10 protein-coding genes and 1 tRNA gene are annotated in these 13,221 nt (G+C 62.7%); 4 read left to right on the top strand and 7 right to left on the bottom strand.

From position 1 onward, the window contains the following. Positions 1-28: 28 nt before the first annotated feature. Positions 29-697: a uracil-DNA glycosylase gene (locus tag SKA58_RS04935; RefSeq protein WP_009821264.1), complete on the bottom strand. Its 669-nt coding sequence runs from the start codon at positions 695-697 to the stop codon at positions 29-31. A gap of 23 nt (positions 698-720) precedes the next feature. Here SKA58_RS04935 and folK point away from each other — a divergent pair, with 23 nt between their 5' ends. The 3 genes from folK to SKA58_RS04920 all read left to right on the top strand — a co-directional run bounded on the left by folK (position 721) and on the right by SKA58_RS04920 (position 1,943). Next, entirely contained in the window at positions 721-1,242 is a 522-nt protein-coding gene (gene folK / locus SKA58_RS04930) for a 2-amino-4-hydroxy-6-hydroxymethyldihydropteridine diphosphokinase (RefSeq protein ID WP_009821263.1), read from the top strand. A 42-nt stretch (positions 1,243-1,284) separates the two neighbouring features. Further along, positions 1,285-1,360 (top strand) — tRNA-Lys (locus SKA58_RS04925). Positions 1,361-1,376: 16 nt separating this feature from the next. Then, positions 1,377-1,943, top strand: a complete 567-nt coding sequence (locus tag SKA58_RS04920) for an NUDIX domain-containing protein (RefSeq protein ID WP_037542139.1) — start codon at positions 1,377-1,379, stop codon at positions 1,941-1,943. Here the strand turns inward: SKA58_RS04920 and glgX are convergent. From glgX to SKA58_RS04890, 6 genes are all read right to left on the bottom strand, one after another. Continuing rightward, positions 1,924-3,804: a glycogen debranching protein GlgX gene (gene glgX, locus SKA58_RS04915; protein WP_009821261.1), complete on the bottom strand. Its 1,881-nt coding sequence runs from the start codon at positions 3,802-3,804 to the stop codon at positions 1,924-1,926. The two genes, SKA58_RS04920 and glgX, sit on opposite strands and share 20 nt — an antisense overlap. Beyond that, positions 3,801-5,249: a glycogen synthase GlgA gene (glgA, locus tag SKA58_RS04910; RefSeq protein WP_009821260.1), complete on the bottom strand. Its 1,449-nt coding sequence runs from the start codon at positions 5,247-5,249 to the stop codon at positions 3,801-3,803. The genes glgX and glgA overlap by 4 nt, the downstream gene beginning before the upstream one ends. 7 nt (positions 5,250-5,256) lie before the next feature. After that, complete coding sequence (gene glgC, locus SKA58_RS04905; protein WP_037542138.1) at positions 5,257-6,516, bottom strand: glucose-1-phosphate adenylyltransferase; 1,260 nt, start codon at positions 6,514-6,516, stop codon at positions 5,257-5,259. 52 nt (positions 6,517-6,568) lie between these two features. Further along, positions 6,569-8,728 (bottom strand): 1,4-alpha-glucan branching protein GlgB, encoded by a 2,160-nt coding sequence (gene glgB / locus SKA58_RS04900; protein WP_009821258.1) that lies wholly within the window; start codon positions 8,726-8,728, stop codon positions 6,569-6,571. A gap of 20 nt (positions 8,729-8,748) precedes the next feature. Further along, positions 8,749-11,217, bottom strand: coding sequence for a glycogen/starch/alpha-glucan phosphorylase (locus SKA58_RS04895; protein WP_009821257.1), 2,469 nt, complete (start codon positions 11,215-11,217; stop codon positions 8,749-8,751). 110 nt (positions 11,218-11,327) lie between these two features. Continuing rightward, on the bottom strand, positions 11,328-12,533 hold the full coding sequence (locus SKA58_RS04890; protein WP_009821256.1) for a serine hydrolase domain-containing protein: 1,206 nt from the start codon (positions 12,531-12,533) through the stop codon (positions 11,328-11,330). A 133-nt stretch (positions 12,534-12,666) separates the two neighbouring features. Here SKA58_RS04890 and SKA58_RS04885 point away from each other — a divergent pair, with 133 nt between their 5' ends. Then, a complete protein-coding gene (locus SKA58_RS04885) occupies positions 12,667-13,179 on the top strand; it encodes an RNA polymerase sigma factor (RefSeq protein WP_037542137.1) in 513 nt (170 codons plus the stop codon). The last annotated feature ends 42 nt before the right edge of the window (positions 13,180-13,221 follow it).

The raw sequence follows: 13,221 nt of genomic DNA, 5'->3' as shown, positions 1-13,221 counted from the left end.
GGATAGGCCAGATCGTGATAATCAGGGATCAGCCCGTGTTCGCCGCCGCCGCTACCTCGACTGCGCGCGCAAACACCGCGTCGAACATTTCGGCCGTCAGCCGCCCGGTATTCTGGTTGTAGCGCGAACAATGGTAGCTATCGATCAGGATGCGGCCATCGGGCATGCGATGTTCGGCCAGATGCGCGAAACGCGCTTTGGGCAGTTTGCCGCCCAGAACCTTAACCGCCGACTGATGCGCAATCTGGCCCAGCGCGATGAAGGTGCGCGCATTGGGCAGCGCCGCCACGCCATCGGCCAGAAACGGGCGGCAGTTGTGGATTTCCGCTGGCTCCGGCTTGTTTTGCGGCGGCAGGCATTTGACAGAATTGATGATGATCACGTCCCGCAGGACCAAGCCATCGTCCGGCCGCGCCTCATAGCTTCCTTCGGCCAGCCCATGGCGCGCCAGCGTCGCAAACAGCAGGTCGCCGGCATAATCGCCAGTGAACGGCCTGCCCGTGCGGTTCGCCCCCTGCCGGCCCGGCGCCAGTCCGATGATCGCAATCCGCGCCTTCGGGTCGCCGAAGGCGGGGACCGGTGCATTCCACCAGTCAGGATGCTCGGCCCGGCATTCTTCCCGCAAGGCGACAAGGCGGGGACAGCGCTGGCAGTCCTTCGGCGGCTCGGTCGAAGCAAGGGGGCTTTCCACGGTCACGCAGAGCAGATAGGCGCTGGGCCATGGCGGATACAAGGCCCGAAAGCCGCACCCATGTCTATGCGCTGGCGCTGGGATCGAACCGGCAGCTCTCGGCCCGCCGCACGCCGCCGAAACTGGTTGAGGAGGCTGCCGCGCTGATCGGCGCGCGGATGCCGGTGATCGCCATATCGCCAATTTTCGATACCCCGCCGCTGGGTCCATCGCTGCGCCGCTTCGCCAATGCCGCGATGCTGGTGGAAACCCCGCTGCCGCCCCCTGCCCTGCTGCGCATGCTTCAGGCGATCGAGACGCAGTTGGGCCGACGACGCCACCGTCGCTGGGGCGCGCGCAGCATGGATATCGACATCATCCTCTGGTCGGGCGGCACTTGGCGTGAGCGCCGGCTGACGGTGCCCCACGCCGCCTTTTGCACCCGCCCCTTCGTACTGACGCCCCTGTCCCTGATTGCACCCGGCTGGCGTGATCCCCGCAGCGGCCTTGCCATCCGCCATCTGAGCGCGCGGCTCAAAAAAGCGAAACCAAAGCGGCCGACAAGTGGTTGACCATCCGCGCCGCCCCCTTTAGGGCGTCGTCCACCGCTTCGGGGGTCCATAGCTCAGTCGGTAGAGCAACTGACTTTTAATCAGTAGGTCGCTGGTTCGAACCCAGCTGGACTCACCACTTCTTGTGGAGCGCGATGCAGATAATCTCCACTTCGACCCTCTATGAAGGCTGGCTCAACCTGCGGATGGTGCGGTTGCGCGCCGACGATGGCGTGGAGGTCGATCGGCATGTGGTGGAAATGCGCCGGGCGGTCGCCGTCCTGCCCTATGATCCTGATCGTCGCGTAGCCATCACAGTGTCGATGCCGCGCACACCCGTCATGCTGGCAGGCCTGCCCGACATGATGGAGGCAATCGCCGGCATATTGGAAGACAACCCTGCCGATTGCACGCGACGCGAAGCAATGGAGGAAGCGGGTGTTCGGCTGGGCGAGCTGGTCCATCTGGGCCAGATTTGGAGCATCCCCAGCGTCGTTACGGAAAAGATCGACTATTATCTGGCGCCCTACAGCGCACAGGATCGCGTTGCGGCTGGCGGCGGCCTGGTCGAGGAGCAGGAAAATATCAGCGTGCATGAACTGCCGCTGGACACACTCTGGACGATGATGGCGCGCAAGGAAATTGCCGATGGCAAGCTGGCGATCCTGCTGATGGCGCTGCGGCTGCGGCAACCGGCCTTGTTCAGCGTTCCGGTCGACTGACGACAATCGTGCGTGCGGCCACGTCAGCAGCGCCATGGGGCAGGCGAAAGCGACAGGGATCGGATGCGCCGTTGAGGCAGATCGCAAGTCCGCTCGCGCGATAACGCAGGACAAGCCGACGGCGGCCGGGATCTTCCCACTGCGCCACGGTCAGCAGGTTGCCCGCTTCATCAAGCCATTCGACATCGTCGTCCGTCAGTATGTCCGTGCCATGGAGGTCGGTTTCATCTGCCCGCAGCGCCGCCAGGGCAAAGACGTACCGCTCCAGTTCTTTGCTGCGGCCATCCCAGTCGATCCAGCTGATGGCATTATCCTGCGCATAGGCGTTGTTGTTGCCCCGCTGGGACCGGCCGAATTCGTCGCCGGCGCTGAGCATGATCGTCCCGCGTGAGCAGAAGAGCGTGGCAAGCAACGCCTTGGCGTCGCGACAGCGGGCGGCGCGGATAGCGGGGTCGTCGCTCGCTCCCTCGATGCCATTGTTCCAGCTGTAATTTTCGCCATGGCCGTCGCGATTCTGCTCGCCATTCGCTTGATTATGCCGCTCTTCATAGGCCGTCAGGTCAGCCAGAGTGAAACCATCATGCGCGGCGAGGAAATTGACCGTCCGGCTTCGGCCGTTCGGGAATATGTCGCTTGATCCGGCAAGGCGCGTCGCTACGGCCCCGATCATCCCCGCATCGCCGCGCCAGAAACGCCGCATGTCGTCACGATAGCGATCATTCCATTCCAGGCATCCGCCTGGGAATTGTCCAAGCTGATAGCCGCCCGGACCAATGTCCCACGGCTCGGCGATCATGATCCGGTTGGCAAGGACCGGATCGGCGCGCATCTCTTCCAGCAGTGGCGCGCGCGGATCAAAGCCATGGTCCATCCGCCCGAGCGCCGGACCAAGGTCGAAGCGGAAGCCATCGATGCCGGCCTGCTGCACGAAATGCCGCAATGACGCCAGAATAAGCGCACGCATCGTTGGAGCGTTGCAGGCAATGCTGTTGCCGGTGCCGGTATCGTTGATCAGGCTTCCGTCAGCCGCATGGCGGAATGCGCCACGCGGGTCGAGACCGCGCAGCGATAGGGTCGGGCCATGGCAGTCGCCTTCCCCGTCATGATTATAGACCATGTCCAGGATGACGCCGATCCCAGCGTCATGCAGGGCTGACACCGCATCCCTCAATTCCGCCATGCCACCGGGTGCCAGACGGGGGTCGATGGCGAACCAGCTGACCGGGTTATAGCCCCAATAATTTGTGAGGCCGAGCGGCCCCAAATGCCGTTCATCAATCCACGCGTTTATCGGCATGAGTTCAACGGCGGAGACCTGCAGGGCTTTCAGATGCGCGATCACGGCCGGATGACCGAGCGCGGCGATGGTCCCGCGCTGCGCCGGGGCCACTTCGGGATGACACATGGTGAAGCCGCGCACATGCAGTTCGTAGAGGAGGCCGCCGGGCGTAAAGAGCGGCGACCGCGCGGCCACGTGCGGCCGGGGCGCTTCGACGACGCCCTTGGGCAGGAGCGGGGCCGTGTCCCCCGCCTCCCCGCGTGGTGCGGCCAGCGCAGGATCATAGGTAAAAGGGCGGTCGATCGCAGTCGCATAAGGATCAAGCAACAGCTTGTCGGGATCGAACCACAGGCCCGCGGGCGGATCATAGGGACCATCGGCGCGCAGCCCATAACGCGCCCCAGCGCCAATACCCGGCGCCGCAAGCTGCCACACCCCATCGGCCCCTCGCTGCATCGGCAGGCGGGTTTCGCCAGCCAAGGGGTCGAACAGGCAGAGCCATAGTGCGTGGGCGTCGGGCGCATGGACTCGAAACAATGCGCCGCGTTCCGTTAACTGGGGCGCACCTGCGCCCGTGGTCACGCTGCCTCCGCCAGCAAATCGCGATAGAGCGCGGCATAGCGTGCTGCGCTGCTGTCCCATGACACGTTGGCGCGCATGGCGGCCCGCTGCATCGCCTGCCAAATGGGCCGGTTGCCATGCAGTTGAACGGCACGGGCGATCGCGCCATGCAGCGCCAGCGGGTCGGACGGTGCGAAGGCGATGCCGGTCGCCGCGCCAGCGCTTACCGCCGCTTCATTGGCGTCGATGACCGTATCGGCCAGCCCGCCGACCCGCGCCACGACCGGCAGGCAGCCATAGCGCAGCCCGTAAAGCTGGGTGAGACCACAGGGTTCAAAGCGGGACGGGATCAAGATGGCGTCGCCGCCCGCCTGCATCAGATGCGACAGGGGCTCATCATAGCCGATCCGTGCCGCGATCCGTCCGTGATGCCGGTCGGCCGCGGCCAGGAATGCGCCCTCCAGCGCCTGATCTCCCGATCCTAGCAACGCTAACTTGCCGCCCAGCCCGACCAGATGGTCGATGGCGTCGATCATCAGGTCCATGCCCTTTTGCCAGGTCAGGCGGCTGACGATGATGAAGAACGGCGCGTCGTCCTGGTCGAGGCCGAACGCCCTTTCGAGCGCCCGGCGATTGCCCGCCCGTGCGCCCAACGATCGGCCGCTGAACCTGCGGGGGATCAACGGATCGTCGGCCGGGTTCCAGATGTCGGTATCGACACCGTTCAATATGCCATGCAGTCGCGCGATGCGCCCGTTGATCAGCCCGTCCAGCCCCATGCCATGATCGGGCGATCGGATTTCCTGCGCATAGGTGGGACTGACCGTGGTAATCGCGTCGGCGGATATGAGTCCGGCCTTCAAATAACCGACTCCGCCATAATATTCGACGCCATCAACGCCCCAGGCTTCGGGTGGCAGGCCAAGCGCCGGAAAAATGTCCGCGGCAAAACGCCCCTGAAAGGCGAGATTGTGGATCGTCACCAGCTTTGGCACGGCAGCGGCTGAACCAAAGCGCATATAGGCGGCTGTCAAGGCCGCCTGCCAGTCGTGAACATGGACGATGTCCGGTCGCCAGCCCCTGAGCGCGCCTTCGGCAATATCCGCGCCGACACGAGCCAGCGCAGCAAAACGCCGCCAATTGTCGCTCCAGTCCGTGCCATCCGGGCCGCCATAGGGACCGCCGTCACGCGTGAAAAATGCGGGCGCGTCCAGCACCAGAAGATTCAGTCCATCAACTTTCGCCGCCAGCACGGCCCCGCGTTCGCCAAACAGCGCCTCATAGCGGCGTACTGTCTTCGCCTTACCCAGTTTCTTTAGGACTGACGGATATCCAGGGACCAGTGTACGGGTGGCGACACCATGTGCCGCCAGCGCGGCCGGCAATGCTCCGACCACGTCGGCCAGCCCACCGGTCTTGACGAGCGGATAGACTTCCGAGGCGACGGACAAAAGCTGCATCGTCATCGACCGGTCAAACCTCCAACCGGTCGATCATCGGCTGGGTCACCAGGCAGATGCCGCTGTCGGTCCTGCGAAAGCGCTGGGCGTCAAGCACCGAGTCTTCCCCGATGATGAGGCCTGGCGGAATAAGAATGCCCGAATCGACCACGCATTTATGCAGGCGCGCGCCGCGTCCGATCTCGCAGCCCGGCATGATGATGCTGTCCGTCACCGATGAAAAACTATGTGTACGCACCCCCGAAAAGAGCAGGCTGCGGTGCAGCGAAGATCCCGAAACAATGCAGCCGCCCGCCACCAGCGACGATGTCGCCGACCCGCGCCTGCCATCTTCATTATGAACGAATTTGGCGGGTGGCGTGACTTCCGAATAGGTCCAGAGCGGCCAGCTATGGTCATAAAGATCGAGCGAAGGGACAACGTCGGTCAGGTCGATATTCGCCTGCCAATAGGCGTCGATCGTGCCAACATCGCGCCAGTAAGGCTCCAGTTCGCTCTCGGCGCGCACGCAACTGCTGGAAAAGCGATGCGCCACCGCCTTTCCGTGCTTTACGATATAGGGAATGAGATCCCCGCCGAAATCCCGCTTGCTCGTCGGATCATCCGCGTCGCGCCACAACTGCTCTATCAGAAAACGGGTGCGGAAAACATAGATCCCCATGGACGCCAGCGCCGTATCAGGCTGCCCCGGAATGGCAGGCGGATCCTTCGGCTTTTCAACAAAGGCGGTGATGACGTCGGCCTCGTCGACGTGCATGACGCCGAAGCCGACAGCTTCCATGCGCGGCACTTCCAGACAGCCGACAGTGACGTCAGCGCCGCTGTCCACATGCTGCTGGAGCATCAGTTCATAGTCCATCTTATAAACATGGTCGCCAGCCAGAATGACCATATATTCCGGTGCATAGGCTTCGATGATGTCGATATTCTGGAAGACGGCGTCGGCGGTGCCTTCATACCATTGGCTTTCGGAAATGCGCTGACTGGCTGGCAATATGTCGAAACTTTCATTGCGTTCGGGACGCAGGAAATTCCAGCCGCGCTGAAGGTGCCGGATCAGCGAATGCGCCTTATACTGGGTCGCGACGCCAATGCGGCGAATACCGCTGTTAAGCGCGTTGGACAGCGCAAAGTCGATGATCCTGGCCTTGCCGCCGAAATGCACCGCCGGCTTTGCGCGCCGGTCGGTCAGTTCAGCCAGGCGGCTACCGCGCCCCCCGGCCAATACATAGGCCATCGCATCACGCGCTATGGGCTGATATTTCGTCTGCATCCGCCTCTCCATCCACCCGCCCACAAGTCGCCGGTCTGCCGCCCGCAGTTCGTTAAAATTCCAGTTCCAGCATCAGCGTGGCGAAGGGCGGGATTGTGATGTTCACCCATCCTTCTTCATCCGCTGTCACCGCGCCCATATTGCCCGCGCCGCTGCCGCCATAATCCTGCGCGTCGCTGTTCATCACTTCCCGCCAACGCCCGCCAGAGGGCAAGCGCATGCGATAACCGTGGCGCAGCACAGGCGTAAAATGACTGATGACGACAATGGGCAATGCGCTGGGCGCGCGCCGCACCCAGGCGAAGAGTGAATCCGCGCGCGCATCGACCAGCACCCATTCGAAGCCTTCCGCCTCGCAATCGCGGCCGTGAAGCGCCGGCCGGCTGCTATAAAGATGGTTGAGGTCCGCGACCAGCCGCTGCACGCCCAGATGCGGCCCATGGTCCAGCAGGTGCCAGTCGAGCGCCCGCGCCTCGCTCCATTCATCGCGCTGGGCAAACTCCTGCCCCATGAACAACAGCTTCTTGCCTGGATACCCCCACATCAAGCCGTAATAGGCGCGCAGCGTCGCGAACTTCTGCCAGTCATCGCCCGCCATCTTGTGCAGCAGTGACGATTTGCCATGCACCACTTCGTCATGGCTGAGCGGCAGGACGAAATTTTCGTCAAAGGCGTAGAGCAGCCCGAAGGTGATGTCGTCATGATGATGGGCGCGATATACCGGGTCGCGCTGCAAGTAGCGCAACGTGTCGTGCATGAAGCCCATATTCCATTTGAACCCGAAGCCCAGGCCGCCCGCATCGACCGGCCGCGAAACGCCGGGCCAGCTGGTCGATTCTTCCGCGATCGTCATGACACCGGGATGCGCGCCATAGAGCGCCTTGTTCATCTGCTGGAGGAAGTCCACGGCCTCCACATTCTCGCGACCGCCATGATCATTGGGAATCCATTCGCCCGGCTGCCGGGAATAATCGAGGTACAGCATGGAGGCGACAGCATCCACGCGCAGTCCATCGACATGATAACGCTCTGCCCAGAATAGCGCGTTATTGGAGAGGAACTGTGCCACTTCACGCCGGCCATAATTGTAGATGGCGGTGTTCCAATCAGGGTGGAAGCCCTTGCGCGGGTCGGCATGTTCATAAAGCGCGGTGCCGTCAAAATGCGCCAACCCATGTTCGTCGGTCGGGAAATGCGCCGGCACCCAGTCAAGGATGACGCCTATGCCAGCGCGATGGGCGCCATCGACGAACCGCGCAAATCCCTCCGCATCCCCAAAGCGCGCGCTAGGCGCATAGAGGCCGAGCGTTTGATAGCCCCAACTGGGATCATAGGGATGCTCGCTGATCGGCAGAAATTCGATATGGGTAAAGCCCATGCCCACGACATAGGGGATCAACCGATTGGCCAATTCATCCCAGGTCAGGAAATTGCCATCGGCATCGCGCTGCCATGACCCGGCATGGACTTCATAAATCGCAATCGCTTCGCGGCGCGGATCGGCATCGCGCCAATGTGCCCGGTGTCGATCGTCGCCCCATATGTGGCCGGGCGGCTGCGCAACGATAGATGCGGTCGAAGGACGCAATTCGGCCTGGAAGGCGAAAGGGTCTGACTTGAGCGGCAGAAGGTCGCCGTTCGCCCCGATGATTTCGAACTTGTAGGCGCCGCCCGCGCCGACTTCGGGCAGGAAGATTTCCCATATACCCGCATCGGTGCGGCGGCGCATCAGGCCCCGCCGCCCGTCCCACCGATTAAAGTCGCCCACCACTGAGACGCGCAACGCATTGGGTGCCCAGACCGCGAAATGGGTTCCGTCCATGCCTTCGTGATGGATGACATGGGCGCCCATCTTGTCGAACAGCCGCCCGTGCGATCCTTCCGCGAAATAATGATCGTCCATCGGCCCCAACACGGGGCCATAGCCATAGGGATCGACCAGCGCATAATCGCTACTGTCGGAATAGTGCGCAATATAGCGCAGCGGCTGGCGCTTTTTCACCGACACCTTGCCAAAAAACAGCCCGTCGGGATGGATGCAGGCCAATTGCCCTACGGCCTTGCCTTCCAGAGTGACGGCCGTGACGCCTGTCGCGTCCGGCAGCATGACACAAGCGGTGAAGCCCTTGTTCGCCGGATGGACGCCCAAAGTGGCAAAGGGATCATCCTCGCGTCCCGTAACCACCCGGTCGATCTGATCCGGCGTCAGCATCGCCTATCTGCCCCCTCTCATCATGCGGGCAGCTTCCAGATGTCGGTTGCATATTCGCGGATCGTACGATCGGACGAGAACCAGCCCATGCGCGCCACATTGTGGATAGCCTTCTTTGCCCAGAGCGCCTCATCCTTCCACAGGGCGTCGACGGACCGCTGTGCCGCGGAATAGCTGTCGAAGTCGGCCGCGACCATGAACCAGTCATGATCATGGATACCCTGGATCAGCGCCTTGTAGCGATCCGGATCGTCCGGCGAAAAGACGCCGCTGGCAATGGCATCGAGCGCCTGTCCCAGTTCGCGGCTCTGGCCGATCACCTCGCCAGGGTTATAGCCATTGGCACGCCTCTCATTCACCTCCTGCGCGGTGAGGCCGAAGATGATGATGTTATCCTCGCCCACATGATCGCGCATTTCGACATTGGCGCCGTCCAGCGTGCCGATGGTGAGCGCCCCATTGACCGCAAATTTCATGTTGCCGGTGCCCGACGCCTCCATGCCCGCGGTCGAAATCTGTTCGCTCAGGTCCGCCGCCGGGATCATCATTTCCGCCATGGAGACATTGTAATTTGGAACGAATTGCAGCTTGAGAAGCCCCTGCACTGCCGGATCGTGATTGACGGCGCGCGCCACGTCATTGGCCAGTTTGATGATCAGCTTGGCGTTATGATAGCTGGGCGCGGCCTTGCCGCCGAACAGCTTGACGCGCGGCGCCCAGTCGCGTTCGGGGTGAGAGCGAATCTGGTCGTAAAGCGACACCGCCTCAATGATGTTGAGCAGCTGGCGCTTATATTCATGGATGCGCTTGATCTGAATGTCGAACAAGGCGGCCGGGTCGATCCGGGCATTGACACGCTTGCGCAGCAGGTCAGAGAGCGCCACCTTGTTGGCGCGCTTGACCGTCAGGAAACGCTCCTGAAAGGCAGCATCGTCGGCGAAGCGATCCAGCTCGCGCAATGCTTCGGGATCGTCCAGGAAACGATCTCCGATGGCGTCGCGGATCAACGTGGTCAGACCCGGATTGCACTGCATCAGCCAGCGGCGGAAGGTGACGCCATTGGTCTTGTTGTTGATGCGCGCGGGGTAAAGGCGGTGCAGGTCGGCGAAGACCGTTTCCTTCATCAAATCGGTGTGCAGCGCCGACACGCCGTTGACGCTGTGCGATCCGGCAAAGGCGAGATTGCCCATTCGCACCCGGCGGCCGCCATGCTCGTCGATCAGGGAAATCGCGCCGATCGCGCCGTCATCAAAATGCCCGGACCGGCGCGCTTCCGCCAGCAGCCGGCTGTTCACCGCATAGACGATCTGCATGTGGCGCGGCAGCAGCCGCTCGAACAGCGGCACTGGCCAGCTCTCCAGCGCCTCGGGCAACAGGGTGTGGTTGGTATAGCTGAAGGTGCGGCGGGTAATGTCCCACCCTTCGTCAAAATCCAGCCCGTGATCGTCGAGCAAGATGCGCATCAGTTCAGCGACTGACACCGCCGGATGGGTGTCATTAAGCTGGATCGCCGCCTTGTCAGGCAGCGTCCGGATGTCGCCGAAATATTGAATATGCCGACGGACAATGTCCTGTAGCGAAGCGGAGGAGAAGAAATATTCCTGCCGCAACCGCAATTCCTGCCCGGCGGGTGAGGAGTCGGCCGGGTAGAGCACGCGGGTCAGCGCTTCCGCCCGATTGCTTTCTGATAGGGCGCCAAGATGGTCGCCGGCGTTGAACTTGTCGAGCAAAATGGGGTCGATGGGCTGGGCTTCCCACAGTCGCAGCGTATTGACCCGCTTGCCCCGCCAGCCCGCGATCGGCGTGTCATAGGGGGTGGCGATGACGCGTTCGCCCGGCCGCCAGTGCATCTGATGCGGTCCAGCCTCCTCCCCCTCCGCCGGATCGACGCGTCCGCCAAAGCCGACCTCGTAGCTCGCCTCGCGCCGCTCGAACTCCCAGGGATTGCCATGCGCCAGCCAGTTTTCGGGCAGTTCCACCTGCCAGCCATCGCTGATTTCCTGCCGGAACATGCCGTTCACATAGCGGATGCCATAGCCATAAGCAGGCACGTCCACCGTCGCCATGCTTTCCATGAAACAAGCCGCCAGCCGACCCAGGCCGCCATTGCCCAGCGCGGCGTCGGGCTCCAGCGCGGCGATGATGTCAATATCGACACCCAACGACGCCAGCGCAGCCTGAAGATCGTCCAGCATTTCCATGTTGGATGCAGCGTCGCGCATCAACCGGCCAATCAGGAATTCCAGGCTGAGATAATAAACCCGCCGCCCCTGCGCCTCGTAGGTTTTGTGTGTGGATTCGATCCAGGCGTCGATCACCCGGTCGCGGATCGCCAGGATGACGGCATGCAGCCAGTCATGGGGCTTGGCCGCAGCGGCATCCTTGCCGATGCGATAGGTCAGCCGCTCCACGATTTCGCGGGCCAGTAATTCGGGATCCACCTGCCGCGGTGCGGGCCTGGGCAGTTTGGTCTGGCCCTCAAGGTTCATGGCGTGACGTCCCCCTGCTGAATCACCCATGATGATGGCATAGGCGCAAGACCAGCGCCATCAGCATTTCGGCGGTGCAGCAAGAACTTGTCGCGCGGCCTTTTGATCCGTCAGCCGCGTCGCGATCGGACAATCGCCTCAGACACGGCCGCGCGCATTTGCGCCCGCACAGGATAGGCGCTGGATGGCAGAAGCTGGGTCATGAATATCCCGATCAGCCGTTCCACCGGGTCGATCCAGAAATAGGTCGAAAACACACCACCCCAATAATATTCGCCCCTCTCCAACCCCATGGCGAAGCCCAGGCCAAAACCCACATCCTGATAATCCGCCTCGCTGAACATCGCGCTCGACATGCCCGCCAGATCGCTGCCGCCGGGCAACTGGTTGGTCCGCATCGCCGCGACCGTCTCCTCCGACAGCAGACGCGTGCCATCGAGTTCGCCACCGCGCAGCAACATCCGGGCGAACCGATGATAGTCGGCGACGCTCGACACCAGCCCGCCGCCGCCCGAAAAGAAACATCCGGCCCGCCGCCAACCGCTGCGCGCCCCCAGGTCGGCAGGAACCCGCACCCCGCTTTCCTCCAGCCGCCAGGCGTCCGTCATGCGCGCCGTCTTGCTGTCGGGCAGCACAAAGCCGGTGTCTTCCATGCCCAGCGGCGTGAAGATGGCGCGCTCGAAATGGCTTTGCAGGTCCGTTCCCGTCAATCGCTCGATCACGACGCCCAGCGCGTCCGTAGACACCGAATAATTCCACCGCTCTCCTGGAGAAAATTCCAGCGGCAAGGTCGCAAGATCGGCAATGAACTGGTCGGAGGTACGCTTTTGCTGAAACTCGTCCAGCCCCATCTCCCGATAGCGCGCGTCTATCGCGGTCTGCCGCTGCAAACCATAGGTCAGGCCCGACGTATGGCGCAGAAGATCAATCATCCGCATTGACCGCGCTGGCCGGCTTTCGCCTGCGCTGCCAACGCGCAGGTCGGCAAATTCGGGGATGGCGTGCGTGACAGGCGTGTCCAGTGCCACCAGTCCCTGCTCCACCAGCATCATGAAGGCGACCGACGTGACCGGCTTCGTCATTGATGCGATGCGATAGAGGGCATCGGGGTGCAGCGGGGTCCCGTCGACCCGCGCCGCACCGCGCGTCACCGATAGCAGCGGCACCTCATCGCGCGACAGGAAAAACTGCATGTGGGGCAGCTTGCCGCTCTGGATATAGTGGTGGTCGAGAAACGTCACGAGCGCATCCAGTCGGTCCGCATCCATGCCCGCCGCTATCGCTGCCGCCCTGTCCAACCCGTCAAGCATCCGCATCCCTCATCGCCTGGCCTTAGCCTGCCGCGCTAAAGCACGCTCGCGGCAACGTAAACAGCTTGGCGATTGCCAACACCCCGTCGCCCCCTCTATGGCATCCGGCCTGATCGCACGCATTGGACCCAGAACAGGCATGGCCACCGGCCTTTCCGCGATATTCATGACGCACCGCGCCGCGCTGCTGCGCTTTTTGCGCGCGCGCGGCGCGGGCGACGACGCTGAAGACCTGTTGCAGGATATGTGGATGAAGCTGGAGGCCAAGGACCTCGGCCCGGTGGCCGATCCACTGCCCTATCTTTATCGCATGGCCAACAATCTGATGCTCGACCGATATCGATCATCGACACGCCGCGAGCGGCGCGAGCAGGATTGGGCCGGGGGCGCGGGCGGCGTCATGGCTGACCCCACCGATGACGTCCCGGTAGACGACCGGTTGATCCTGACCCAGCAACTGGACGAAGCGCGCAGCGTGCTGCGTGCACTGGGGCCTAGGGTCGAGTTGGTCTTCCGCCGCTTCCGGATCGAAGGAGTCGGGCAGAAAGTCATTGCCGATGAACTGGGGGTCAGCCTCACCACTGTGGAGAAGGACCTGCAAAAGGCCTATCGCGCAATGATCGCGCTCAAGCAGAAAATGGATACGGAATGAGCGGGTCGGCGGCGTCTGGCCTAGCAAGGGGCATAATAGGAA

The sequence above is a fragment of the Sphingomonas sp. SKA58 genome, assembly GCF_000153545.1.
Taxonomy (GTDB): Bacteria; Pseudomonadota; Alphaproteobacteria; order Sphingomonadales; family Sphingomonadaceae; genus Sphingobium; species Sphingobium soli.
The sequence above is the reverse complement of the archived record's forward strand: the minus strand, read 5'-3'. Positions and strand labels throughout refer to the sequence as shown.